This window comes from Sedimentimonas flavescens (genome assembly GCF_025154035.1).
In the GTDB taxonomy this organism is placed as follows: Bacteria; Pseudomonadota; Alphaproteobacteria; order Rhodobacterales; family Rhodobacteraceae; genus Rhodobacter; species Rhodobacter flavescens.
Map to the genome: position 1 here is coordinate 129,763 of NZ_JAOALJ010000001.1, position 23,477 is coordinate 153,239.

Below are 23,477 nucleotides of genomic sequence, written 5' to 3' on the forward strand. Positions count from 1 at the left end.
TAGCCTGACTTAGTAACGCTGGTGCCTGCGCCGTCAACTGCGGTGACCGGTCTGCCCGATAGCTCTTGCCCCGGAACGCGCCATGTTCACCCTGTTCAGATGGATGGTCCGCATCGTCTCGACCGCGCTGCTTTCGGTCATGCTCGGGGGCTTTTTCATCTGGTATTTCGCCTCGCGCTCGCTGCCCGATTACAATGCGACCTACGCGGTTGAGGGCATCTCGGCACCGGTCGAGATCGTGCGCTCGACCGAGGATGTGCCGCATATCTTCGGCGCCTCCGACCACGATGTCTTCTTCGCGCTCGGACTTGCCCATGCCGAGGACCGTCTGTGGCAGATGACCGTGATGCGCCGCACCGTGCAGGGCCGCCTGTCAGAGGTTTTCGGCGCCGACACGCTGAAGACGGACGAGTTGATGCGTCGTCTTGATCTCTATGGTGCCGCGATCGAGTCCGTTTCAGCGCAGGATGCGGATACGCTGGCCGCGCTGGAGGCCTATTCGGCGGGCGTCAATCAATGGATCGAGCTGGTCAACGAGGGCGCGCGCGGCCGTGGCGCGCCTGAATTCTTCCTCTTCGATGCCCCGATCGCCTATTGGACCCCGGCGGATTCGCTTGCGATCCTCAAGCTGCTCTCGGTCCAACTGGAATCCCAGTTCAACGAAGAGGTGCTGCGCGCCCGCGTCTCGATGCTGGGTCAGGACTGGACCCGCGACATCATGCCCGACATGCCGGGGCAAGGTGTGGCCGCGCTGCCCGACTATGCCGCGCTCTTCCCGACCGTACCGCGCAATGTCCAGACCGCTCTGGCCGCGCCCGACGCTATGTCGCCCTTCCCCCCACGCCATTTCGCCGGGGCATCGAACGCCTTTGCCGCCGCGCCTGAGCGTTCGGCAGCCGGTGGATCCCTGCTGGCCAACGATCCGCACCTTGGGCTGACCGCGCCTTCGGTCTGGTATCTCGCGCGGGTCGAGCTTGCCTCGGGCGGGGTCATCGGCGGCACCATTCCGGGCATTCCACTGGTGCTGACGGGGCGCAATGCCGAGCTTGGTTGGGGCATCACCTCTGCCTATGCCGACACGCTTGACCTTTACATCGAAGAGCTGAACCCCGCCGACCCCGAGCGGTACCGCACCCCGGCAGGATGGGAGGCATTCGCGACCCGCCGAGCGATCATTCAGGTCAAGGACGCCGATCCGGTCACCTTGACCCTGCGCTGGACGACGAACGGCCCCGTGCTGCCCGGCGGCCATTTCAACCTGGCCAGCGTTACCCCGCCCGGCCATGTCGTCTCGCTCAATTGGACTGCGCTGTCGCGTCAGGACAGCTCGATGAGCGCGGGGCTTGCGCTGATGCGCGCGCGCTCGGTCACCGAGGCTGCAACGGCGGGCGAGCGTTACATCGCGCCCGCGCAGAACCTGATCCTTGCCGACCAGACCAGCGTCGGCATGGTTGCGATCGGGCGCCTGCCCGCTCGCGATCCGGGCCACGCAACGCAGGGTCGGATGCCCTCGCCCGGCTGGGAAGCCGCGAACCGCTGGACAGGTTTCCTGCCCTATGACGACAATCCGAAGTTCCTGAACCCCGAGGGCGGGATCGTTATCAACACCAACAACAAGACGGTTGACCGCCCGTTCCCCCGCCATGTCTCCTATGATTGGGGCGACAGCCAGCGCGTGTTGCGCCTGACCCGCCTGATGGGCGAGCGTGAGGTCCATTCGCGCGAAAGCTTTATCGCGGCGCAGCTCGATACCGTATCGCCCGCCGCGCGCGGCCTGCTGCCGCTGGTCGGGGCCGATCTGTGGTTCACCGGAGCCCCCGCTCCCGACGGCACGCCCGAGCGGATGCGCCAGCGCGCACTGGAACTGCTTGCCGCCTGGGACGGCGAGATGAACGAGCACCTGCCCGAGCCGCTGATCTATGCGGCATGGATGCGCGCGCTGCAAAACCGCCTGATCCGCGACGAACTGGGGCCGCTCGCCACCGAGTTCACGCAGCTTGAGCCGCTTTTTGTCGAGCGCGTCTTCCGCAACACCGACGGCGCAGGTCGCTGGTGCGATGTCATGCAATCGGCCCCGGTCGAGACCTGCACCGATATCGCCCGCATGGCGCTGGACGACGCGCTGCTGGAACTGCGCGCGAAATTCGGCACCAAGGTGGAAAGCTGGCGTTGGGGCGATGCGCATGAAGCCTTGCAAGACCATCAGGTTCTGGGCCGCGCGCCGCTGCTTGGATGGGTGACAAATATCCGCCAATCGACCTCGGGCGGCGATTTCACCCTGATGCGCGGCATGACCAAGGGGACGGAACCGAATCCCTTCGCCAACGTCCATGCGGCGGGCTTCCGTGGCGTCTATGACTTCGCCGACCCCGACAGCTCGGTCTTCGTGATCGCAACGGGGCAATCGGGCCATCCGCTCAGCCGCCATTATGACGATCTGTCAGTCCTGTGGCGCCGGGGCGAATATATCCCGATGTCGCTTGACCCCGAACTTGCCCGTGCGGCCGCGGCAGGTATTACCCGGCTGGAGCCCGCAGCACCGGCCGAATGATCAGAGCGCTTTGAAGCGATGGCGCTGGCTTGAGGACCAGTTCACCTCAAGCTGCCAGCCCTCTTCGGTCTCGGTCTCGGCGCGCACCACGTTTTGTTCATGCAGCCAGGCGCGGGCACGTCCGCGCTCGAAGGGCAGCTTCAACACCTCGTCGTAGCGTTCCTCGCCCAAGCGGGTTTCGATGGCCGAGAGCAGGGCGTCCAGCCCCTCGCCCGTAATCGCCGAAACCGCTTGAATATCGTTGCGCCTCGCATCCTGCACCAGAAGCGCGTCGCGCATCTGCGGCGAGAGCGCGTCGATCTTGTTCCAGACCTCAAGCAGCGGAACATCCTCATCCACGCCAAGGGATTCGAGGATCTCACCCACGTCGGCAGCCTGCTCTTCGGTCTCGGGGTGGGCGATGTCGCGCACGTGCAGGATGAGGTCGGCCTCCAGCACCTCTTCCAGCGTCGCGCGGAAGGCCGCAACCAATTCATGCGGCAGGTCCGAGATGAAGCCCACCGTATCCGACAGGATCACCTTGCGCCCCGATGGCAGGGTGATGCCCCGCATCGTCGGGTCGAGCGTGGCAAAAAGCATGTCCTTAGCCATCACGTCGGCGCCGGTCATCCGGTTGAAAAGCGTGGATTTTCCGGCGTTCGTGTAGCCCACCAGCGCGACAATGGGGAACGGCACCTTGCGGCGCGCGGCACGGTGCAGCTCGCGCGTTTTCACGACTTTCGAGAGCTGGCGCTTGATGCGGATCACCTGATCGTCGATGGCGCGACGGTCGGCCTCGATCTGGGTTTCGCCGGGGCCGCCGACGAAACCAAGGCCACCACGCTGACGCTCCAGGTGGGTCCAGGCGCGCACGAGGCGCGTGCGCTGATAGCTGAGCGCCGCAAGCTCGACCTGCAACACGCCTTCCCGCGTGCGCGCGCGATCCGCGAAAATTTCAAGGATCAGGCCGGTGCGGTCGAGCAGTTTGACGCTCCATTCCTTTTCCAGGTTACGCTGCTGCACCGGGCTGACAGGGCCATCGACCAGAACCAGATCGACCTCGCCCTCATCCAGGCGCTCTTTCAGTTCGGCCAGCTTGCCGGTGCCGAACAGATGCCCGGCATGGGGCTTGGGCAAGCGCACCACTTCCGAACCCGCGACCTCGATATTGGGAAGCGCGGCCGCAAGCGATACCGCCTCGGCCAGGCGATGCTGGGGCATGCGTCTTGCATCCGCAGCCTTGAGGTCCGGATGCAAGATATAGGCCCGTGTGGGCCGTTCACGCTGGAAGATCGGGTCGCTCAGTCTTCGCCCTCGTAGAGGGAGATCGGCTGACCCGGCATGATCGTCGAAATCGCGTGCTTGTAGACAAGCTGGCTCTGGCCATCGCGGCGCAGGAGCACGCAGAAATTGTCAAACCAGGTAATCACTCCCTGAAGTTTGACCCCGTTAATGAGGAAAATCGTTACCGGAACCTTGGTTTTGCGAACGTGATTGAGGAAAGCGTCCTGCAGGTTCTGTTTATCGGCTGCCATTCTTATTATGCCTTTGTTCTGTCGCGCGTCTGGATGCTTAGCACTCCGTTTGCTCAGTATGCGAAAGAAATGGATAGATTCCACCCCTAAAAACAGTCCGTTACGGACCTATCCGCAGCGTTTGCAGCGTGCTGAGGGCTCGTTTGCGCTATCCGCGCCAAAGCTCGGGGTTGAAGAGTGCGATGATGGCGAGGGTTTCAAGCCTGCCCAGCACCATCGCCAAGGCGAGAATCAGGCGTGTGGAATCGCTCAGATCGGCCCAGTAGAGAGGCGTATCGGCCGCCACCCCCGCCAGCGGGCCTGTATTCGACAGTGCTGCGATCGACAGGATCGTGGCGGGCTCAAAGGTCAGCCCGGTCAGCGACACCGCCATCATCACCACGGCGATGGACATGGCGAACAGCATGAAGAAGATCCAGGCGATATAGGCACCCTCGCGCCGCAGTCGCCGCGCAATATCGCCGCCGCCCGCGATAGAGGCTGGATGCACGAGCTTGTCCAACTCACGCTCGCCATGGCGCAGAAGTGCGTAGACCCGCAGCAGGCGCACGCCGCCCGCCGTAGTGGCCACGCCGCCGCCGGTAATCACCAGCCCCGCCAGGATCAGACCGGGCGTCCCCAAGCCCGACCAGGCGCGGGCGTCATCCCACACCGCGCTGTCAAAGCCCGTCGTCGTCAGAAACGACAGCGAGGTGAACAACCCGCCCCAGATCGACTTCAGGATCGGCCCAAGCGTCGCGGCGGGCGTTGCCACATCCAGCGCCGCGATCCAATGGCGCAGGAAAAGCACCGACGGCACCAGCACCACGAGGCCCGCAGCCAGGCGCAGCTCCGGGTCGTCGCGCAGCCTCTCGGTCGCGCGCAACTCGCCCCCGCCAGGCCAGAAGCGCCGCGACAGCGCCGGGATGAGGAATACAAAGATCAAGAACTCGCCCACAAGACCCGAGGGCGCGGCCCCTACCCCTCCGATCGGCGAAATCCCCGAGGTCGAGAGTGTGGACATTGCATGGCAGAGCGCCACCAGCGGTTCATCCCCCGCCATCAGAAGCGAGAGCCACAGCATCATTGTCAGGCCCAGATAGGCCGGAAACAGGCGCAGCGTGTAGTAGATGATCCGCTCTCCCGCATCCGCGCTGTCATCGTGCGCCGAGGCCGTCGGCATCGGCCCGCCGCTTGCCCCGCCGGAAAAGAACACCTCGAACCCGCCAAGCCGCATCGGCGCGAGCACCGCGATCGCCATCACCAGCATGAAGAACCCGCCAAGCCAGCCTACCTCGGCGCGCCACAGGTGGACCGAGGGAGCAAGACGCTCGGGCATGTAGAGGGTGGCGCCGGTGGTGGTCAGGGAAGACACCATCTCCCACCAGGCATTAGACAAACCGGTGTCGGCAACGGATTCGTTGAACGGAACGGCAAGCTGGATCGGCAAGATCGTGAATGCCGCAAGCATCGCCAGAAGATGGCTGCGCCCCTGCGGTCCGCGCGGGTTCGCGCCCGAGGCAAGCCCAAGCAGGCCCGCTAGCACCAGAAAGAGCACGGCCGAATAGAAGAACGTGCGCGAGGTATGATAGTCGCGCACGATATAGCCATGTACCGCGGGCAACAGCATCGCCAGCGCGCTGATCCCCATCAGGATGATGATCAGCGGCAGATCCTGAAACTGGCGCAACGCGCGGTCCAGCATGGCCGACCTCAGAAGAAGTCGATGGAGACTTGCAGCAGGCGCTCCACCTCGGGGATATCGGCGGCCAGCGCGAAGAGAACGATGACATCGCCCTCTTCGATCTTGGTGTCGCCCGAGGGCTTGATGACCTTCTCGCCCTTCATGACCGCGCCCAGAAGAACCCCCTCGGGGAATTCGATGTCGCGCACCATGCGGCCAGCCAGCGGCGAGGTTCCCATGACCTGCGCCTCGATCACCTCGGCCTCAGCATCGCCGATCGAGTAGATCGCGCGCACCCGGCCCAGACGGATATGCCGCAGAATCGAGGAGACCGTCGTTGCGCGCGGGTTGATGTAGGCGTCGATGTCGAGCGGCGCCATCAGCGGCACCAGCGTTGGGTCGTTCACAAGACTGATCGCCATCTTGCAGCCCGCCTGCTTGGCGCGCACGGCGACCAGGATGTTGGTCTTGTCGTCGTCGGTGACGGCCAGAACCGCGTCGGCGCGCTCGATATTGGCTTCCTCAAGAAGCTCGGCGCTCATCCCGTCGCCATTTAGAACGATGGTGCGTTCCAGTGCGTCGGCGGCCTTTTCGGCCTGCACGCGGCTGCGCTCGATCACCTTGGCGCGGATACGGTCAGTGCGGGCCTCAAGCGCGCGTGCAACGCCCATGCCGACGTTGCCGCCGCCGATGATCACAACTCGTTCTTGCTTCTTCGAGCCCTTGCCGAAGATCTCGAGCGTGCGCGAGACATCCTCGTTATGTGAAAAAACATAGATCTGGTCATTGGCGAACAGCTGATCACCCGGCTCAGGCGCGAACAGGCGCCCCTCGCGACGCACCCCGACCACAAGCGCGCGCAGGGTCGAGAACAACTCGGTCAACTGCCGCAGCGCAGTGTTCAGGACCGGGCAATCCTCATCGAGCACAATCCCGAGCAGTTGGATCCGCCCGCCCATGAAGCTTTCGGTGTCAAAGGTCGTCGGCGCGGCAAGGCGCTGCAGCGCCGCTTCGGCGACCTCGCGCTCGGGGCTGATGATCACGTCAATCGGCAGGTGATCGCGCCGGTAAAGGTCAGAATACTGCGGGGCAAGATAGGCCTGCGCGCGGATGCGGGCGATCTTGCGGGTAATGCCAAAGACCGATTGCGCGACCTGACAGGTGACCATGTTCACCTCGTCGGAATGGGTCGCGGCGATCAGCAGGTCGCAATCGCGCGCGCCCGCGCGTTCAAGCACATCGGGATGCGAGGCAAATCCCACAACGCCTTGAACATCCAGCGTATCCGAGGCGCGCCGGACCAGTTCGGGGTTCGAGTCGACGATAGTCACATCGTTGCGCTCGCCCGCCAAATGCCGCGCGATCTGCCAGCCAACCTGACCCGCGCCGCAAATGATAACCTTCATGGCACTTCTCCGCGCTGCCCCGGTTCGTTCTATGCTTCCGGCTCGGGGCGGTCAATCGCGCCGCCCCGGCGCGGATCAGAAGTCGTCCTCGGTCCCGTCGAGCGTGGCGACGCGCGCGCCCGCCTTGGTCTGCGTGACCACCCCAAGCGATTTGAGCTTGCGGTGCAGGGCCGAGCGTTCCATGCCGACGAAATTCGCGGTGCGCGAGATATTGCCGCCAAAGCGGTTGATCTGGGTCAGCAGGTATTCGCGTTCGAACAGCTCACGCGCCTCGCGCAGCGGCAGGGTCGCCAGCTGGCCGCCAAGAACGATACGCCCCTCTTCGGCCGGGGCGCTATCGCCCGGCAGTTCGCGCGCCTCGATCGGGCCGGTGCCTTCGCCCAGGATCAGAACGCGCTCGATCACATTGCGCAGCTGGCGGATGTTGCCGGGCCATTCCATCGTTTGCATCATCGCCATCGCATCTTCCGACAACTCGCGCAGCGGCAGGCCCTGGGTGCGGTTGAACGCCTCGATGAAATGCTCGGACAGAAGCGGCACATCCTCGCGCCTCTCGGCCAGCGAAGGCACCGGGATCGGCACGACGTTCAGCCGATCATAAAGCTCCTGCCGGAAGCGCCCGGCGGCAATCTCGGCGCCAAGGTCGCGGGTGGTCGAACTGACGACGCGCAGATCGACGCGCACCTTGTCCGAGCCGCCGACGCGCAGGAACTGCTGATCGGTCAGCACGCGCAGGATCTTGGACTGCGTGCCCAGGGGCATCTCGGCCACTTCGTCGAAATAGATCACGCCGCCATGGGCCTGCTCCAGCAGCCCCTTTTCGATCCCGCGCTCTGAAGTTTCGCGGCCAAACAGCACCTCTTCCATCCGTTCGGGCGCGATCGAGGCGGAATTGACCGTCACGAAGGGCGCCGCGGCGCGGTTCGAATGCTGGTGGATATAGCGTGCAGCGGTTTCCTTGCCCGAGCCCGGCTCGCCTGTCAGCATGATCCGCCCGTTCGACTTGGTGACCTTGTCGAGCTGGTCCTTGAGCTTACGAAACGCCACCGAGTTCCCGAGCATCTCGCCCGAGTGCAGATCGCGCCGGCGCAGGCTGGAGTTTTCGCGCCGCAACCGCGAAGTTTCCATCGCCCGCGAGATCACGACCATCAACTGGTCGATATTGAAGGGCTTCTCGATGAAATCATAGGCGCCCTGCTTGATCGCGGCGACGGCGATCTCGATATTGCCATGCCCCGAGATGATGATGATCGGGATATCGGGATTGTCGCGCTTGACCGTCTTGAGAATGTCGATCCCGTCCATCCGGCTGTCCTTGAGCCAGATGTCGAGGATCATCAGCGCGGGGGCCTCGGAATTGATCGCCTCCATGCATTCGTCGGAGTTCGCCGCCATGCGGGTGGCAAAGCCTTCGTCTTTCAGGATGTCCGCGATCAATTCGCGAATGTCTTTTTCGTCATCAACAATCAGAATGTCAGTCATCTCAATTCACCGGGGGCTCGATTCCCCGCTCCTTGATGGATCTATTGGCCGCACGGGCGCGCGGCAGTCTTATTTCGGCAAGTGCGCCGGGATGAGCACCCTCTGAAAACGCGGGCGCATCGGTCAGGACAAGCGTCCCGCCGTGTTCTTCAATGATCTTCTTCACGATGGAAAGCCCCAACCCGGTGCCTTTCGCCCGCGTCGTTACGTAGGGCTCGAACAGGCGCGTCCGCTCGGGCGGCAGGCCAATGCCGTTATCGGCGATGCGGATGGTGACCTGCGCGGGCGTGGCCTCCATGCTCACGCGTACCTCTGGATCATAACCCTCTGGCGCACCTTTTTCATACAGGCTTTCGATGGCTTCACCCGCATTCTTGATCAGGTTGGTTACGGCCTGCGAGATCATCGTGGCGTCGAGCTCCACAATCACCGGCTCTTGCGGCAGATCGGCCACCAGCCGCGCACCGTGCAACGCGCCGTCTTGCAGCAGCACCGCGTCACGCATCAGATGCGCCAGATCATGGTCGCGCCGGTCGGGTTCGGGCATCCGCGCGAAGCGCGAGAATTCATCAACAATGCGCCGCAAGTCATTGGTTTGGCGAATGATAACTCCAGTCAACTGATCAAGAGCCTCTGCATCCTCTCCCTCGGTCAGGCGTCCGAATTTACGCTTGATGCGCTCGGCCGACAGTTGGATCGGCGTCAGCGGGTTCTTGATTTCATGTGCGATGCGCCGCGCGACATCCCCCCAGGCAGCCATGCGCTGCGCCGAGACCAGTTCGGTCACATCATCAAACGCCACCACATAGCCTTCGGGCGCGCCATCGTCGCCACGCCGAACCGCAACACGAACCAACAGGCTTTCAAGCCGGCCACCGCGAGAGACCCGTACCTCCTCCTGCACAACCTCTTGAATTCCTTCGCGCAAGCGGTTGAAAAGATGCGAGAACTCTGGAACAGCTTCGGTCAGTGTTCGGTCATGATCCTCGGATTGCGACATCTCCAGCAGGCGCAGAGCCGAGCGGTTGATGAAATCCACCCGTCCTTCGGCATCAAGGCCGATGACCCCGGAAGTAACCGAAGACAGAACCGAGTCGAACAGGCGTCGGCTTTCCTCGGTCGCACGGTGGTTCTCAACCAGTGCCGTGCGCTGCCCCTTGAGTTGCCGGGTCATGCGGTTGAAAGCAGCGCCGAGCGTCGCGATCTCATCGTCGCCCTCTGCCTCGATCACCTGCGCGTCCAGATCGCCCGCGCCGACACGTTCGGCCGCCGCCGCAAGGCGCCCGATCGGGCGCGAGAGGCGCTCGGCGAACCACAACCCCAACCAGACCGCGGCGAGGATCAGGATCAGAGCGAAGCCGATATAGACAAGGCCGAACTCGAACAGCACCCGCCCGCGCGTGGCCTCAAGCTGTTGGTAAAGCCGCACCGTTTCGCGCGTGTTGTCGAGTAGCGAGAGGATATCGCCATCCACCGTGCGCGACACGTATAGATAGCGGTCGACGAAGGCGCTCAGCTGGATCAGCGCGCGAAACTCGCTGTTGTCCCAGTCTTCGATCAGAACAACGGCGTTCTTTTGCGACTCGACAAGACGTTCCGGTGCGGGTTCCTCGTAGTCGAACAGGTAGCTGCGCTCGCCGCGGGCGACAATCTCGCCCGCGCCGTCGATGATATAGGCTTCCTTCAGGCCGCGCTGGATCGCGCTTTGGCCCGCTACAAGAAACTCGCGCAGATCGCCGTCCGACATGAAGGTTGCGGCCTGTCGGCGCTGGTTGAGGAAGATGGCCAGCGCCTCGGCGTCCTGCACCAGATCACCGCGGTGCTCCTCCTGATAGGCCTCAGCCGCCGTTAGCGAGGTGCCGACCACCTCGCGCACCCGGTCGGAGAACCAGCCCTCAAGGCCGATATTCACCGTCAGGCCCGCGAACAGCGCGACCAGCACGGTCGGGACCAGTGCGATCCCGGCGAACACCCCCGTCAGGCGCAGCGTCAGCCGCGAGCCGGAGGCCCGCGCCCGCCGCGCCGCCAGCATCTGCACCAATCGCATCACGATCAGCCCGGCCAGCAGCAGGAAGTAGATGAAGTCCGCCAGAAGGATCAGCCGCAGTGCGGTCGAATCCGCGCCCTGCCCCATCGGACCCATGACGAAGAAGGTCGCCAGCGCCAACACCGGCCCGAGCACGACCAACCCAAGCGTCACCGCGTTCTGAAAACGCCGTTGACGCCTGAGGCGCACAAGTTGATCCCATGCGGTACGATGCGCGACGGTTCGCAAGACTTCCCCCGGTCCATGAATTTGCGTCGAATCCGGCAGGCGGAATTGCCACAAATCCCTGTTGCAGGTTTACATCAGCTTGCGGCGGCGTGTCACCTGAATATCCAGATCCGTGATCTTCTTGCGCAAAGTATTGCGGTTGATGCCGAGAAGATCAGCACATCTGGCCTGATTTCCACCCGTCGCATCCAGCGCGATTTCGATCAGAGGGGCCTCCATTTCCCGCAAGATCCGGTCATAAAGCCCCGGCGCCGGAAGGTTGCCGCCATGCAGATCGAAGTAGCGCCGCAGGTGCCGCGCGATAGAGGCCGAGAGTTTCTCCCCCTCGCCGATCTGGCGCAGCGGCTCGATCGCGGGTTGGTTGCCAAGCACGAACTCGACCTCGGAGCGGGTGATCTCTTCTTCGGACGAGGTAACGACCAGTCGGCGAATGGTGTTTTCCAGCTGACGCACGTTGCCCGGCCAGGCATAGGCGCGCACGAGCGCCATCGCCTCGGACGAAAAGCGCCGCACGCCAAGCCCGTCGCGTTCGGCACGGGCAAGGAAATGCTCTGCCAGCAGCGGGATATCCTCGACCCGCTCGCGCAGGCTGGGAACCGCAAGTGTTACACCGCCGATGCGATAGAACAGGTCTTGCCGGAACTTGCCGGCCTCCATCAGCGCGCCCAGATCGACCTGTGTCGTCGCCATGATGCGCGGCGCGGAATCGGGCAGCGCATCGAGCATGCGCACGATGCGGCCCTGCGTCTCTTCGTCGTAATCGCCGACCTCATCGAACACGAGGCTGCCGCTCTTGGCTTTCGCCAGCAGCGTCGAGGGGCCATCGGCGCCCTGAAGATCGGCCGCTTGCGCAACCACGAAGGGCAGCGTGCGCCGGTCGGAAAAGTCATGGATGGCGCGGGCGATCAGCGATTTACCCGTACCGCTTTCGCCAAGGATCAGAACCGGCAGATCGGCATTCATCACCCGCGCGACAAGGCGATAAAGCGCCTGCATCCCGGCGGTGCGACCCACCAGCGGCAGATCTCCGCCCTCGGTGCGCGGCTCGGCGGTCTTGCTCACGACCTGCGCCTTACGCTTTTGGTCCAGCGCACGGGCTGCGCGTTTCATCAGATCGGGCAGATCGAAGGGCTTGGGCAGATAGTCATAGGCGTCAGCCTCGGCCGCCTGGATCGCCGTCATGATCGTGTTCTGCGCCGAGATCACGATCACCGGCAGGCCCGGACGTTCCTGCGCAATGCGCGGCAGGGCCTCCAGCCCGTTTCCGTCAGGCATCATGACATCCGAGATGACCAGATCGCCCTTCCCCTCCTCGACCCAACGCATCAGCGTGACAAGCGAGGCGGTGGCATGAACCTTGCAGCCTGCGCGGGTCAGGGCCTGCGTAAGCACGGTGCGGATCGTGCGGTCGTCATCAGCAACAAGAACGGTGCCGTCCATCGGTCAGGTCTCCTTCGGCGCGACAGGCAGTGAAACGCGGAACACGGTGCGACCGGGCACGGAATCCAGGCTGATCCAGCCGTCGTGCTCGGAAATGATCTTTGAAACAAGCGCGAGTCCAAGCCCCGTGCCGTTCTCGCGGCCCGATACGAAAGGCTCGAAGATCGAGTTCGCGATATCGGGCGGAATGCCGGGGCCGTCGTCCATGATCTCGACCTGCAACGGCACCGACTGACCGCCCCCATCGGCGCGGCGCAGACGCAAGGAATAGTCGTAGAAGGTGTGAATGCGTATCGTCCCGGCACCTTTGGAGGCCTCGGCCGCGTTCTTGAGCAGGTTCAGGAAGACCTGCGTCAGTTGGTCGGCATCGCCAAGCGTTGAGGGCAGCGAGGGGTCGTAATCCTCGGTGATCGTCATATGCGCACCAAAGCCCACGGCAGCCGACTTGCGCGCACGGTCGAGGATATCGTGGATATTGACCGACTTCTTCTCCGGCGGGCGGACGTTGCCGAATTGCTCGACCTGCTCAAGCAGCTTCACGATCCGCCGCGTCTCGTCCACGATCAGGTCGGTCAGTTCGAGGTCTTCGCCAGACAGGCCCATGCTAAGCAGCTGTGCCGCGCCCGCGATACCGGCAAGCGGGTTCTTGATCTCATGCGCCAGCATCTCGGCCATGCCGATGGCCGAGCGCGCCGCCGATTTCACCATGCTCGCCCGGCCCAAGCGGTCGGCGATCTCGCGCGGGCTGATCAGCATCAGGATCGAGTTCGGGTCTTCCCCGATAGGCGCGACCTGAAGGTTGCACTGCACCGGGGCCTTCTCGCCCGTGGTCACGTCCACATCGTTGACGAAAAGCGAGGCGCGGTTGTTGCGCACCCGCGCAAATATCTCCTCGAGCGGCGCGGCAATCGCGAGGCGTTCCAGAACAGACTGGCCGCGCAGCGACCGCGCCGAGAGGTTCAGGAAAAGCTCCGCCGCCGGGTTTACCTCGGCCACGCGATCGGTCTCGTCGATCAGCAGCGCCGGAATGGGCAGCGAGTTCCAGATGATACCGGGAGGAGGCAGGTTCATGCCGCGTACCTTTCGCCGAAAGCCGAGCGGATCAGCGCAAGCGTCGCCTCGGGGCTTTGCGACACCATCATCTCGGCGCGCAGCGGCGCCTCGGCCTGATCGGCGTACCAGCCCAGATGCTTGCGCGCGAGGCGCAGCCCGATATCGCGGCCGTAAAAGGCCAGTATGGCCTCGTAATGCTCGGAAATGAGATCGACGAGATCACTACCCATCGGGATCGTCGGTGCCGCCGTGCCGTGAATATCATGCGCAATCTGCGCCAGCCGCCACGGCGCCCCCTGCGCACCGCGCCCGACCATGACACCCGCCGCGCCGCTTTGCGCAAGGGCCATGCGCGCGCTGGCGGTATCGATGATATCGCCATTGGCGATCACCGGCACCTTCACCGCCTCGACCACCTCGCTGATCGCGCGCCAGTCGGCCTCGCCACGGTAAAACTGCATCCGGGTGCGGCCATGGATGACGATCATCCGCACGCCCGCGTTTTCCGCGCGCCGCGCTATGTCGGCAGCGTTGCGGGTCTCGTCATCCCAGCCAAGCCGCATCTTGAGCGTGACCGGCACCTCGACCGCCCCGGCGACCGCGTCAATCAAGCGCAGCGCGTGATCGGGGTCGCGCATCAGGGCCGCGCCCGAGGCCCCACCCGTCACTTTCTTCGCCGGGCAGCCCATGTTGATGTCGATGATTCTCGCGCCCATGTCGGCCACGATGCGCGCAGCCTCGGCCATCGGCTCGGCCTCGCGCCCCGCAAGTTGCACCGAACAGGGCAAGTCCAGCCCTAACTCGCTACGCGCCTTGGCTCGGACCGAGGGTTTAGCCGTCAGCATCTCGCCCGAGGCGACCATCTCGGAGACGACAAGCCCCGCGCCGAAACGCGCCACCATCCGGCGAAACGGCAAATCGGTGATACCCGCCATCGGCGCCAGCAGAACCGGCGGATCGAGGCGGCATTGATCAATGGCGATGCTCACAAGCGCTTCCTGTCGTCTGGAATAGCTTCGAACTATAGGCTCCGCCGGGGAATCACAATTCTGACCGAGCGCAAAAGGCGTCAAAAATACGCACACGCTTAATTATTGTGCGAAACCCCCTCTGTTTTTGTCACAAAGCTGCCATGCAAGGCGCGGATTGCACCAGGCGCGCGCATGACCTAAGCCTGAGGCAGAAGTTCCCGACCGCACCGAGGAGGCACGATGTCGGTTGCAGTGATCATCGTGGCGGCGGGCCGCGGCACCCGCGCCGGGGGCGACGAGCCCAAACAGTGGCGCGACCTGCTCGGCCGCCCCGTCCTGTCACATACCGTCGCGGCCTTTGCGGGCGTCGGGCGTATCCTCGTGGTGCTGCATCCCGATGACATGGCGCGCGGCGTTGCGCTCTTTGGGGGCGGTGTCACTCTGGTTGCGGGTGGCGCCAGCCGGGCCGAAAGCGTGCGCAATGCGCTTGAGGCGCTTGATGGCAGCGGGATCAGCAAGGTTCTGATCCACGACGGCGCACGCCCCCTGATCTCCGCCGAGGTTATCGACCGTGTGCTTGCCGCGCTGGATGCTGGCCCCGCCGCTGCCCCCGCGCTGCCGGTCTCGGACGCGCTCTGGCGTGGGGTTGACGGCGAAGTCGCGGGCACCCAATCGCGCGAAGGGCTGTGGCGCGCGCAAACCCCGCAGGGCTTTCGCTTTGGCGATATTCTGGCCGCGCACCGCGCCCATGGCGGCGATGCCGCCGACGACGTCGAGGTCGCGCGCGCGGCGGGCCTGCCGGTGCAGATCGTTGCGGGCTCGGACGACAATCTCAAGATCACCTACCCCGAAGATTTCACCCGCGCTGCGGCGGTTCTTCGGTCACGAAAGGAGCGCGCCATGGATGTCCGTCTGGGCAATGGCTACGATGTCCACGCCTTTTGCGAGGGCGACCATGTTATCCTCTGCGGGGTCAAGGTTCCGCACTCCAAGGGCCTGCTGGGCCATTCCGACGCCGACGTCGGGATGCACGCACTGACCGATGCGATCTATGGCGCGCTGGCCGAGGGCGATATCGGGCGGCACTTCCCGCCCTCGGACCCTCAGTGGAAAGGCGCGGCATCGTGGATATTCCTCGACCATGCGGTGAAGCTCGCGGCCTCCAAGGGCTACCGGATTTCTAACGCCGACGTTACGCTGATCTGCGAGCGGCCCAAGATCGGCCCGCATGCGCTGGCGATGGCGGCTGAGCTCGCACGGATCATAGGCCTTGCGCCCGATCGGATCTCGGTCAAGGCCACCACCTCCGAGCGGCTCGGGTTCACCGGTCGCGAAGAAGGCATCGCCGCCATCGCCACCGCGACCCTGATCGGAGACTGAGATGCTGCGCTTCATCAACACCTTCTTCTATACCGGGCTGCTGCGCCCCGCGCCGGGCACCTGGGGATCGCTGGCGGCGCTGGCCGTGGGCTGGGGGATCGAGCGATACCTAGGCTTCATCCCGCTGGTGGTCGCGACCATCGCGGTGACGGCGCTTGGATTCTATACCGTGGGCGAGGAGCTACGCGACCGGCCCGGCGAGGACCCCTCGGAGATTGTGATCGACGAGGTCGCGGGCCAGTGGCTCGCCCTGCTCTTCCCGGCGGCGGGGTTCTGGATGCGCGATATGCCGATGGTCTGGCCCGGCGCCGTGGCGGCCTTTGTGCTGTTTCGCCTGTTCGACATCACCAAGCCCTGGCTGGTCGGGCGTGCCGACCGGCGCGGCGATGCGGCGGGCGTGATGCTTGACGACCTCTGGGCGGGCCTCTTCGCGGGCCTCGTGACGCTGGTTCTGGCCGGGCTCTATCACGGGGTGATGCTGTGATGAGCCCCGAGGAGATCCTTGCCGCGGCCCGCGCCAAGGGCCTGCGCATCGCCACTGCCGAAAGCTGCACAGGCGGCATGGTCGCCGCTGCGCTGACCGACATTCCCGGCTCTTCCGACGTGTTCGAGCGCGGCTTCGTCACCTATTCGAACCTCGCCAAGCAAGAGATGCTCGGCGTGACCGAGACCAGCCTGAGTGCCCATGGCGCCGTCTCCGAGGAGGTCGCCCGCGAGATGGCCGAGGGCGTGCTTGCCCATTCGCAGGCCGATCTGGCCGTGTCGATCACCGGCATTGCCGGCCCCGGCGGGTCCGAGTTCAAACCCGAGGGCCGGGTTTGCTTTGGGCTTGCGCAGCGCGGCCTTCAAACACGCGTCGAGACGATCGAGTTCGGCGCGATCGGCCGAGCGAATGTGCGTCTTGGCGCAAGAAATCACGCGCTTGGGTTGCTTGCCGCTGCGCTGAAGCAGGGTTCGTGAACTGCCTATCGTTTGCCACCAGACCGCCCAAAGCGCCTAATCCTTGGGCGTTCTGGTGATCGCATCAATTTTGAGCGCCTCGCGACGGGCATTGCCTCTTTTCTGACCCCAGCCGCCATGCTCCAGCCCGTTCAGGGACGAACGAAGGAGGATTCGCGGATGAATGGGGCTGATACCGCCTGGATCATGGTTGCGACGGCGCTGGTGCTGCTGATGACGCTGCCGGGGCTGGCGCTGTTCTATGGGGGGCTGGTGCGCGCGCGCAACGTGCTCTCGATCTTCATGCAGTGCTTCGGGCTGGCCGCGCTGATGAGTGTGCTGTGGCTGCTTGGCGGCTATTCCATCGCCTTTGGCGAGGCGAATGCCTGGTGGGGCGGGCTTGCGCGCTTCGGGATGCTGGGTGTCGGCCCGGACACGCTCAAGGGCACCCTGCCCGAGATCTTGTTCTTCGCCTTCCAGATGACCTTCGCGATCATCACCCCCGCGCTCATCATCGGCGCCTTTGTCGAGCGTGTGAACTTCGCCTTCGTCATGCTGTTCTCGGCCCTGTGGATGTTCCTTGTCTATGCGCCGGTGACCCACTGGATCTGGGGTGGCGGCATCATGTCGGACGGCGGCATCTGGGGTGAGGTCGGCACGCGCGACTTCGCAGGCGGCATCGTCGTGCACGAGACCGCCGCTCTGGCCGCGCTGCTGCTGGCCATCATGATCGGCCCGCGCCGTCACCGCACCACCCCGCCGCATAACCCCGGCATGGTCTCCATGGGCGCGGGGCTGCTCTGGGTCGGCTGGTTCGGCTTCAACGGCGGCTCGCAGCTTGCCGCCGATGGCGGTGCAGCGATGGCGATCACCGTGACGCATATCTCGGCGGCGGCGGCTTCGCTCAGTTGGGCCGCGTGGGAGCGCATCAAGTTCGGCCGCTCGTCGCTGGTGGGTATCGTGACCGGCACCATCGCGGGCCTTGCCTCGATCACGCCGGCCTCGGGCTTCGTTGGCCCGCTGGAGGCGCTGGTTATCGGCACCGTCGCGGGCATCCTGTGTCAGGAAGCCGTCGTCCTGATCCGCGAGCGCATCCGCATCGACGATACGCTTGACGTCTTCGCCGTGCATGGCGTGGGCGGCATCTTCGGCACCATCATGGTCGCCGTGTTCGGCCATGGCAGCTATGTTGCGCAACTGGGCGCGCTGGTGATGGTTGGCGTCTATACGCTGGCGCTGACCTGGGTCATTGCCAAGGGCGTCGCGCTGATCTTCCCGATGCGCGTGGACAAGGAAGCCGAGACAAACGGCCTCGACCTTTCGACCCATGGCGAGCGCGCCTACGATATGAACTCGTGATCTGAAACGAAGAAGGCTGCCCACTGGGCGGCCTTTTTCTGGCGCGGGGATCAGGCGCCCTTGCCATACAGCGATATGGCGCGCTCTTCGAAGGCCCGCACGATGCGGCGCATCGCCTCGTCGAAGACCACGCCGATGACCTTTTGCAAGATCGCGTTGCGGAATTCGAAATCCACGAAAAACTCGACATTGCAGCCGCCCTCGGGGCGGTCGGCAAATTGCCACCAGCTCTTGAGATACTTGAACGGCCCGTCGAGATACTCGACCTCGACGCGGTTTTCCTCGGGGTGCAGCGTCGCGCGCGAGCCGAAGCGTTCGCGGAACACCTTGAACGAGATCACCAGGTCGGCCTCGATCACCTCCGACCCCGGCTCGGGCCCCGGCTTGCGAGAGCGCACACGCGCCGCCGAGTTCCACGGCAGGAACTCCGGGTAGCGAGCCACATCCGAAACCAGATCATACATCTGGCGCGCCGAATAAGGCATGACGCGCTTTTCGGAATGTGTCGGCATGGCGCTCCTTCCCAAGGTTCCCTTTCGCCCCTTGTTGCGATAAAGCGGGCAAGTGTTCAAGGCCCCGATCCGAGGAGTTACCGGATGTCGCAACGCCCCTATGTGATTGATCAGATGATCTCCGCCAAGCGTATCGCCGCGCGCGTCGAGGCGCTGGCCGAGGAAATCACGCAAAGCTTCAAGGGAACCGACCGTCTTGTCGTTGTGGGCCTGCTGCGCGGCTCCTTCGTGTTCATCGCTGACCTCATCCGCGAGATCGACCTGCCCTGCGAGGTCGATTTCCTCGAAGCCTCGAGCTACGGCAACGAGACGACCTCATCGCGCGAGGTGCGCATCCTGAAAGACCTGCGCGGCAATATCGGCGGGCGCGATGTGCTGGTGGTCGAGGATATCGTCGATACCGGCCACACGATCTCGAAGGTGATGGAACTGCTGCGTGACCGCGGCCCGCGCCGGATCGAGTGCTGCGCCATGCTCGACAAGCCGTCGCGGCGCGAGGTCGAGGTGCGCGCCACCTGGACCGGCTTTGAAATCCCCGATGAGTTCGTCGTGGGCTACGGCCTCGATTTCGCGCAGGGCCACCGCAATCTGCCCTTCATCGGCAAGGTTACCTTTACCGAAGAAACCAAGGCATGAACCTGATCTGGCTGGTGCGGATGTCGAACTGGGTTCGGCATCCACCCTCCAAGCGCAGGCTCCGGATCGTTCTTGCGGTCGCGCTGATCGTGATCGCGATCGTCGGGCTGGAATGGGCCGGGCTATGGCCCGACTGGGCACAGATGGAGCGCCCGTCCCGCCGCCTGCCCTGATCTTACTCGCCCTCACCCGCCAGAAGCGGTGCGAGCCGCTCGTCGATGACGCGCTGCGTGACGGGGCCCGCAAAGCGGAAGATCACCTTGCCCTCGCCATCGACCACGAAAGTCTCGGGCACGCCGTAGACGCCCCAGTCGAGCGCCATGCGGCCCGCGCGATCCGCGCCGATGCGGGCGTAAGGGTTGCCGAGTTCTTCCAGGAATCCCAGGGCATTGTCGGGCTCATCCTTGTAGTTCACGCCCAGAACCGTCACGCCATCCTTCGACAGCGCCTCAAGGTTCGGATGCTCGACCCGGCAGGGCGCGCACCACGACGCCCAGAAGTTCACAAGCTTGATCTCGCCATCGCGCAGGTCAGCATCGGTGAAGGGCTCAAAACCCGCCATCGGCGTCAACTGTACGGGCGGCGCGTCCTTGCCCGCCAGTGCAGAAGGAAGCTGCTTGGGATCTTCGCGGCTCATCCCCCAGACGAACATGCCCGCGAGAGCTGCAAAGATCACCGGCGGCAGAAACATCAATGGCTTAGCCATTTTTCTTCATCCGTTCTTCCTGGCGCTTGAGCGCCTGTTTGACTTTGCTGCCCCGCCAAAGGGTCAGTGCCACCAGAACCGCCATCGGCAGGATCGTCCCGACGTAGGAAAAGATCACCGTGGCCGCATATTTTCCCAGATCAGGTATCATGCCATGCGCTCCCTCTGCTCAAGCGCCTTCAGACGGCGCGCGCGGATCTCGGTACGGGTGCGCAGCAGTAGTAGCGCGACAAAGAACAGAACGAACCCCGCAATACACAGCAGAAGCGGGAACCAGTAGACATCCGAGATATTCTCTTCCTTGTCGAGCGAGAGCGTCGCGCCCTGATGCAGGCCTTGGTTCCAGAAGTTCACGGCATAGCGGCTGAGGATCGCGAAGACCGAACCAACAAGACAAAGAACGCCGGTCAGATCGGCAGCCGTGTCGGGATTGTCGATGGCTTCCCACAGCGCGATATAGCCCAGGTAGAACAGGAACAAGATCAGGAACGAGGTCAGGCGCGGATCCCACTCCCACCAGGTGCCCCACATCGGCTGGCCCCAGATCGCACCGGTCACCAGCGCGATGAAGGTCATCACAAGGCCGATGGGCGCCGCGGCCTTGGCCGCCAGCGCCGAAACGTGGTGGCGCCGGATCAGCCAGATCAGCGAGGTCACCAGCATCATCACCCAGATGTTGATCGCCATCATCGCCGAGGGCACGTGGACGTAGATCACCTTGACGGATTGCTTGAAATTCTCGGCCTCGGGCGTCAGGAAGAAGCCCCAGTAGAGCCCCACGACAAGACAGACCGCGGCAAGCCCCGTCACCCACGGCAGAACGAGGGACGAGGTCTTCATGAATTTGACGGGGTTGGCGTATTCCCAGATCGACATTGGGTCTTGCTACTTTCCTGTTCGTTCGCGCTCAAGTCACTATTGCGTTTGCCACGAAATGCAACGCGGCAGATTGACGAGGGTCAAGCTAGCGAAGATTCACCCGGATCGCCGCAGCCGAGGCAAAAGGCACCACCGCGATCGTTGCAGCCGTGATCCCGGCGAGCATCAAAAGCGGCATCTGCGTATCCATGCCCGAGGCGCCGCGCCTGACCAGCTCGGCGCCAAAAATCAGCGTGGGCACATAAAGCGGCAGCACCAGCAGCGACAGCAAAAGCCCCCCGCGCTTGAGACCCACCGTCAGCGCCGCACCGAAAGCCCCCAGCACCGACAGCGCAGGCGTGCCAAGGAGCAGTGATACTACAAGCCAGAAATAGGCTGGCCCCGGCAGGTGCAGCAGCACGCCAAAGACCGGCGCCGCAAGAACCAGAGGCAGGCCCGTCGTGATCCAATGGGCGAGCGCCTTGATCGTCACAACTCCCTCCAGCGGAACCGGAGCCGTGGCCAGCAGGTCGAGCGAACCATCCTCAAAATCCAGCGCGAAGATCCGGTCGAGCGAGAGCAGGCAGGCCAACAAGGCGCCAAGCCAGAGCACGCCCGTCGCGATGCGCGCCAGCACGTTGCCCTCGGGGCCGACGCCAAAGGGCACCAGCGTCACCACGATCAGAAAGAACGCGAGGCCGAGGCCAAAGCCGCCCCCTGCCCGCACCGCAAGCCGCAAATCCCGAAGCAACAGCGCGATCATGTGAAAGCCTCGTCGAACGAGCCCTTGTAGCCGCCCTCCTCGGGAGGGAGCGCCTTGAAGGGGGTAAGATCGAGCACGGCGGCCTCATGCAACCCAAGATCGATATGCGTCGCCATCAGTGCAGCCCCGCCCTTGGCAAGATGATCGCGCACCGCATCGGCAAAAAGCGCAACCGAGGCCGCGTCGAGCGACACAGTCGGCTCATCGAGAACCCAGACCGGGCGCCCGGTCACCAGCAGCCGCGCAAGGCCCAGACGGCGCTTTTGCCCGGCAGACAGGCTCATCGCCGGGCGTTCGGCCAACTGGCGCAGGTTCATCCGGTCAAGCGCATGGTCGATCGGGCCGGTGCCATAGACCGACGCCCAGAAGCGCAGGTTCTCGGTCACGCTGAGCGTGGATTTCAGCCCGTCGGCATGGGCCGCATAGGCCATCGTCTCGGGCGGGATAGAGATCGAGCCCGTCAACGCCGGTTGCAGTCCGGCAAGGGTGCGCAGCAGCGTCGTCTTGCCGATCCCATTGGGGCCGCGCAGAACCAGCGCATGGCCTGCCGCAAGCGTGAATCCAAGCCCCTCAAGCACAGGCAGCCCGCCGCGCGTCACGGTCAGGTTCTCGACAGCCAGCAGGGTCATCCGGCGCCGCCTTCGGGCATCGCGATAAGCGCTGCGGCCACGCGGCGGCCCTCGGACAGAAGCACATTGTAGGTGCGTGCGGCCGAGGGGGTTGCCATCGGCTCGCACATCACGCCCACGGCCTCAAGCTCGCGCACGAAGTCCTTGGGCAGGAAGGCAATCTCGGAGCCGGTGCCGACGAACAGCACATCGACCTTTCCCGAAAGGGCCAGGAGCGGCACGCGCTCGTCATATCCGGCCCAGGGCGTGACGCTGCCCGCCTCGACGACGATCCCGCCCCAATACACCTGCCCCGCGACCCGGAAGAACCCCGGACCGTAGCCATCCACCGGCAGTGAGGCGCCGTATTCGGCCTCAGTTATCGGCATCAGCAGTCCCCTCGGTGAAGAACTTGGCAGACGGATCGGCTGGCTTCTTGTCGCGATCGATCCCCAGGAACAGAACGATGTTCTTGGCGACATAGACCGACGAATAGGTGCCGATGATCACGCCCCAGGTCATCGCGAAGACAAAGCCACGGATCACGTCGCCGCCGAGAACCAGAAGCGCGATCAGCGCAAGCAGCGTGGTGCCCGCCGTCAACACGGTGCGCGACAGGGTCTCGTTGACCGAAACGTTCATCACCTCGCGCAGCGGCATGGTCTTGTACTTGATCAGGTTCTCACGCAGGCGGTCAAACACGACGACTGTGTCGTTGATCGAATAGCCCAGGATCGTCAGAAGCGCGGCGATGATCGTCAGGTCGAACTTGATCTGGAAAAGCGAGAAGATCCCGACGGTCACGGTCACGTCATGCACAAGCGCGGCGACGGCCCCGACAGCGAACTGCCATTCGAACCGCAACCAGACATAGATCAGGATCGCGGCCGTAGCACCCAGGATCGACCAGATAGCCGTCCAGATCAGCTCACCCGAGACCTTGGGGCCTACGGATTCGGTCGAGATGAACTTGACCTCGGGGTCAACGGTTTTCAGTGCGGCTTCGATCTGGCCGATGACCTCGGGGGTGATGGCCTCATCACCCTCCTGCGCCTGAACGCGGATCGAGGCGACGTGCTGATCGTCTCGGAAGTTCGGATCGAAGACCTGGGTGATGGCCACATCGCCCATATCAAGTGGCTGCAGAGCGCCGCGGTAGGCCGCGACGTCCAACGGCTGAACCGACTCGGTGCGGATCGTGGTGCCACCCTTGAAGTCGATACCGAAGTTGAGCCCCATCACCACCGAAACGATGATCGAGGCCACGACCAGGAACACCGAGAAACCGAAGGTCGCCCACTGGTATTTGAAGAAGTCAAAATTGGTGTGATCGGGAACGAGTTTGAGCCGGAATGCCATGA

General features: G+C 64.1%; 24 protein-coding genes. 7 read left to right on the forward strand and 17 right to left on the reverse strand.

Annotated features, from left to right (window positions below; all coding sequences use genetic code 11):
* Nucleotides 1–82: 82 nt before the first annotated feature.
* Entirely contained in the window at nucleotides 83–2,551 is a 2,469-nt protein-coding gene (locus N3C64_RS00605) for a penicillin acylase family protein (protein ID WP_260010735.1), read from the forward strand.
* Here the strand turns inward: N3C64_RS00605 and hflX are convergent, their stop codons facing one another.
* The 9 genes from hflX to dusB form a co-directional block, all read right to left on the reverse strand.
* Nucleotides 2,552–3,835: a GTPase HflX gene (gene hflX, locus N3C64_RS00610; protein WP_260011770.1), complete on the reverse strand. Its 1,284-nt coding sequence runs from the start codon at nucleotides 3,833–3,835 to the stop codon at nucleotides 2,552–2,554.
* Complete coding sequence (gene hfq, locus N3C64_RS00615) at nucleotides 3,832–4,065, reverse strand: RNA chaperone Hfq (RefSeq protein ID WP_107323454.1); 234 nt, start codon at nucleotides 4,063–4,065, stop codon at nucleotides 3,832–3,834. The genes hflX and hfq overlap by 4 nt, the downstream gene beginning before the upstream one ends.
* Before the next feature lie 148 nt (nucleotides 4,066–4,213).
* Nucleotides 4,214–5,749: a TrkH family potassium uptake protein gene (locus N3C64_RS00620; RefSeq protein ID WP_260010742.1), complete on the reverse strand. Its 1,536-nt coding sequence runs from the start codon at nucleotides 5,747–5,749 to the stop codon at nucleotides 4,214–4,216.
* 8 nt (nucleotides 5,750–5,757) lie between these two features.
* Nucleotides 5,758–7,134, reverse strand: coding sequence for a Trk system potassium transporter TrkA (gene trkA / locus N3C64_RS00625; protein WP_218629075.1), 1,377 nt, complete (start codon nucleotides 7,132–7,134; stop codon nucleotides 5,758–5,760).
* A gap of 75 nt (nucleotides 7,135–7,209) precedes the next feature.
* Nucleotides 7,210–8,616 carry a nitrogen assimilation response regulator NtrX gene (gene ntrX / locus N3C64_RS00630; protein ID WP_260010745.1) on the reverse strand — a complete coding sequence of 469 codons (1,407 nt, stop codon included), beginning with the start codon at nucleotides 8,614–8,616 and terminating at the stop codon, nucleotides 7,210–7,212.
* A 1-nt stretch (nucleotide 8,617) separates the two neighbouring features.
* The gene (locus tag N3C64_RS00635; RefSeq protein ID WP_260010746.1) at nucleotides 8,618–10,891 is read right to left on the reverse strand and encodes a sensor histidine kinase NtrY-like; all 2,274 of its coding nucleotides are present in this window, start codon (nucleotides 10,889–10,891) and stop codon (nucleotides 8,618–8,620) included.
* Between the two features lie 69 nt (nucleotides 10,892–10,960).
* Entirely contained in the window at nucleotides 10,961–12,331 is a 1,371-nt protein-coding gene (locus N3C64_RS00640) for a response regulator (protein ID WP_260010749.1), read from the reverse strand.
* Nucleotides 12,332–12,334: 3 nt separating this feature from the next.
* Nucleotides 12,335–13,402, reverse strand: coding sequence for a two-component system sensor histidine kinase NtrB (locus N3C64_RS00645; protein WP_260010751.1), 1,068 nt, complete (start codon nucleotides 13,400–13,402; stop codon nucleotides 12,335–12,337).
* On the reverse strand, nucleotides 13,399–14,373 hold the full coding sequence (gene dusB, locus N3C64_RS00650) for a tRNA dihydrouridine synthase DusB (RefSeq protein WP_260010755.1): 975 nt from the start codon (nucleotides 14,371–14,373) through the stop codon (nucleotides 13,399–13,401). The genes N3C64_RS00645 and dusB overlap by 4 nt, the downstream gene beginning before the upstream one ends.
* A gap of 222 nt (nucleotides 14,374–14,595) precedes the next feature.
* Here dusB and N3C64_RS00655 point away from each other — a divergent pair, with 222 nt between their 5' ends.
* From N3C64_RS00655 to N3C64_RS00670, 4 genes are all read left to right on the forward strand, one after another.
* The gene (locus N3C64_RS00655; RefSeq protein WP_260010757.1) at nucleotides 14,596–15,735 is read left to right on the forward strand and encodes a bifunctional 2-C-methyl-D-erythritol 4-phosphate cytidylyltransferase/2-C-methyl-D-erythritol 2,4-cyclodiphosphate synthase; all 1,140 of its coding nucleotides are present in this window, start codon (nucleotides 14,596–14,598) and stop codon (nucleotides 15,733–15,735) included.
* A gap of 1 nt (nucleotide 15,736) precedes the next feature.
* Nucleotides 15,737–16,219 carry a phosphatidylglycerophosphatase A family protein gene (locus N3C64_RS00660; RefSeq protein WP_260010759.1) on the forward strand — a complete coding sequence of 161 codons (483 nt, stop codon included), beginning with the start codon at nucleotides 15,737–15,739 and terminating at the stop codon, nucleotides 16,217–16,219.
* Nucleotides 16,219–16,695: a CinA family protein gene (locus tag N3C64_RS00665; RefSeq protein ID WP_260010761.1), complete on the forward strand. Its 477-nt coding sequence runs from the start codon at nucleotides 16,219–16,221 to the stop codon at nucleotides 16,693–16,695. The genes N3C64_RS00660 and N3C64_RS00665 overlap by 1 nt, the downstream gene beginning before the upstream one ends.
* A gap of 159 nt (nucleotides 16,696–16,854) precedes the next feature.
* Nucleotides 16,855–18,033: an ammonium transporter gene (locus N3C64_RS00670; protein ID WP_218629084.1), complete on the forward strand. Its 1,179-nt coding sequence runs from the start codon at nucleotides 16,855–16,857 to the stop codon at nucleotides 18,031–18,033.
* 50 nt (nucleotides 18,034–18,083) lie between these two features.
* Here N3C64_RS00670 and N3C64_RS00675 read toward each other — a convergent pair whose 3' ends face one another.
* On the reverse strand, nucleotides 18,084–18,545 hold the full coding sequence (locus tag N3C64_RS00675; RefSeq protein WP_218629085.1) for a type II toxin-antitoxin system RatA family toxin: 462 nt from the start codon (nucleotides 18,543–18,545) through the stop codon (nucleotides 18,084–18,086).
* Between the two features lie 84 nt (nucleotides 18,546–18,629).
* On the opposite strand from N3C64_RS00675, the gene hpt reads away from it, so the two are divergent.
* Both hpt and N3C64_RS00685 read left to right on the forward strand, forming a co-directional pair.
* Complete coding sequence (gene hpt / locus N3C64_RS00680) at nucleotides 18,630–19,181, forward strand: hypoxanthine phosphoribosyltransferase (RefSeq protein WP_218629086.1); 552 nt, start codon at nucleotides 18,630–18,632, stop codon at nucleotides 19,179–19,181.
* Nucleotides 19,178–19,354, forward strand: coding sequence for a hypothetical protein (locus tag N3C64_RS00685; RefSeq protein ID WP_218629087.1), 177 nt, complete (start codon nucleotides 19,178–19,180; stop codon nucleotides 19,352–19,354). Before hpt ends, N3C64_RS00685 begins: the two co-directional genes overlap by 4 nt.
* A 2-nt stretch (nucleotides 19,355–19,356) precedes the next feature.
* Here N3C64_RS00685 and N3C64_RS00690 read toward each other — a convergent pair whose 3' ends face one another.
* The 7 genes from N3C64_RS00690 to secF form a co-directional block, all read right to left on the reverse strand.
* Entirely contained in the window at nucleotides 19,357–19,887 is a 531-nt protein-coding gene (locus N3C64_RS00690; protein WP_218629088.1) for a DsbE family thiol:disulfide interchange protein, read from the reverse strand.
* The gene (gene ccmD, locus N3C64_RS00695; protein WP_236021058.1) at nucleotides 19,880–20,038 is read right to left on the reverse strand and encodes a heme exporter protein CcmD; all 159 of its coding nucleotides are present in this window, start codon (nucleotides 20,036–20,038) and stop codon (nucleotides 19,880–19,882) included. Before ccmD ends, N3C64_RS00690 begins: the two co-directional genes overlap by 8 nt.
* The gene (locus N3C64_RS00700; RefSeq protein ID WP_218629089.1) at nucleotides 20,035–20,763 is read right to left on the reverse strand and encodes a heme ABC transporter permease; all 729 of its coding nucleotides are present in this window, start codon (nucleotides 20,761–20,763) and stop codon (nucleotides 20,035–20,037) included. Before N3C64_RS00700 ends, ccmD begins: the two co-directional genes overlap by 4 nt.
* An 88-nt stretch (nucleotides 20,764–20,851) precedes the next feature.
* Entirely contained in the window at nucleotides 20,852–21,508 is a 657-nt protein-coding gene (ccmB, locus tag N3C64_RS00705; protein WP_260010764.1) for a heme exporter protein CcmB, read from the reverse strand.
* Entirely contained in the window at nucleotides 21,505–22,137 is a 633-nt protein-coding gene (gene ccmA, locus N3C64_RS00710; protein ID WP_218629091.1) for a heme ABC exporter ATP-binding protein CcmA, read from the reverse strand. The genes ccmB and ccmA overlap by 4 nt, the downstream gene beginning before the upstream one ends.
* On the reverse strand, nucleotides 22,134–22,505 hold the full coding sequence (locus tag N3C64_RS00715; protein WP_260010766.1) for an Mth938-like domain-containing protein: 372 nt from the start codon (nucleotides 22,503–22,505) through the stop codon (nucleotides 22,134–22,136). The genes ccmA and N3C64_RS00715 overlap by 4 nt, the downstream gene beginning before the upstream one ends.
* Nucleotides 22,492–23,475: a protein translocase subunit SecF gene (secF, locus tag N3C64_RS00720; RefSeq protein WP_260010768.1), complete on the reverse strand. Its 984-nt coding sequence runs from the start codon at nucleotides 23,473–23,475 to the stop codon at nucleotides 22,492–22,494. The genes N3C64_RS00715 and secF overlap by 14 nt, the downstream gene beginning before the upstream one ends.
* Nucleotides 23,476–23,477: the final 2 nt, after the last annotated feature.

What these genes read in the sequence shown, in the direction of transcription:
- N3C64_RS00605 (WP_260010735.1), top strand. Translation starts at nt 83, where the DNA reads ATGTTCACCCTGTTCAGATGGATGGTCCGCATCGTCTCGACCGCGCTG.
- hfq (WP_107323454.1), bottom strand. Translation starts at nt 4,065, where the DNA reads ATGGCAGCCGATAAACAGAACCTGCAGGACGCTTTCCTCAATCACGTT.
- N3C64_RS00620 (WP_260010742.1), bottom strand. Translation starts at nt 5,749, where the DNA reads ATGCTGGACCGCGCGTTGCGCCAGTTTCAGGATCTGCCGCTGATCATC.
- trkA (WP_218629075.1), bottom strand. Translation starts at nt 7,134, where the DNA reads ATGAAGGTTATCATTTGCGGCGCGGGTCAGGTTGGCTGGCAGATCGCG.
- ntrX (WP_260010745.1), bottom strand. Translation starts at nt 8,616, where the DNA reads ATGACTGACATTCTGATTGTTGATGACGAAAAAGACATTCGCGAATTG.
- N3C64_RS00640 (WP_260010749.1), bottom strand. Translation starts at nt 12,331, where the DNA reads ATGGACGGCACCGTTCTTGTTGCTGATGACGACCGCACGATCCGCACC.
- N3C64_RS00645 (WP_260010751.1), bottom strand. Translation starts at nt 13,402, where the DNA reads ATGAACCTGCCTCCTCCCGGTATCATCTGGAACTCGCTGCCCATTCCG.
- N3C64_RS00655 (WP_260010757.1), top strand. Translation starts at nt 14,596, where the DNA reads ATGTCGGTTGCAGTGATCATCGTGGCGGCGGGCCGCGGCACCCGCGCC.
- N3C64_RS00660 (WP_260010759.1), top strand. Translation starts at nt 15,737, where the DNA reads ATGCTGCGCTTCATCAACACCTTCTTCTATACCGGGCTGCTGCGCCCC.
- N3C64_RS00665 (WP_260010761.1), top strand. Translation starts at nt 16,219, where the DNA reads ATGAGCCCCGAGGAGATCCTTGCCGCGGCCCGCGCCAAGGGCCTGCGC.
- N3C64_RS00670 (WP_218629084.1), top strand. Translation starts at nt 16,855, where the DNA reads ATGAATGGGGCTGATACCGCCTGGATCATGGTTGCGACGGCGCTGGTG.
- N3C64_RS00675 (WP_218629085.1), bottom strand. Translation starts at nt 18,545, where the DNA reads ATGCCGACACATTCCGAAAAGCGCGTCATGCCTTATTCGGCGCGCCAG.
- hpt (WP_218629086.1), top strand. Translation starts at nt 18,630, where the DNA reads ATGTCGCAACGCCCCTATGTGATTGATCAGATGATCTCCGCCAAGCGT.
- N3C64_RS00685 (WP_218629087.1), top strand. Translation starts at nt 19,178, where the DNA reads ATGAACCTGATCTGGCTGGTGCGGATGTCGAACTGGGTTCGGCATCCA.
- N3C64_RS00690 (WP_218629088.1), bottom strand. Translation starts at nt 19,887, where the DNA reads ATGGCTAAGCCATTGATGTTTCTGCCGCCGGTGATCTTTGCAGCTCTC.
- ccmD (WP_236021058.1), bottom strand. Translation starts at nt 20,038, where the DNA reads ATGATACCTGATCTGGGAAAATATGCGGCCACGGTGATCTTTTCCTAC.
- N3C64_RS00700 (WP_218629089.1), bottom strand. Translation starts at nt 20,763, where the DNA reads ATGTCGATCTGGGAATACGCCAACCCCGTCAAATTCATGAAGACCTCG.
- ccmB (WP_260010764.1), bottom strand. Translation starts at nt 21,508, where the DNA reads ATGATCGCGCTGTTGCTTCGGGATTTGCGGCTTGCGGTGCGGGCAGGG.
- ccmA (WP_218629091.1), bottom strand. Translation starts at nt 22,137, where the DNA reads ATGACCCTGCTGGCTGTCGAGAACCTGACCGTGACGCGCGGCGGGCTG.
- N3C64_RS00715 (WP_260010766.1), bottom strand. Translation starts at nt 22,505, where the DNA reads ATGCCGATAACTGAGGCCGAATACGGCGCCTCACTGCCGGTGGATGGC.
- secF (WP_260010768.1), bottom strand. Translation starts at nt 23,475, where the DNA reads ATGGCATTCCGGCTCAAACTCGTTCCCGATCACACCAATTTTGACTTC.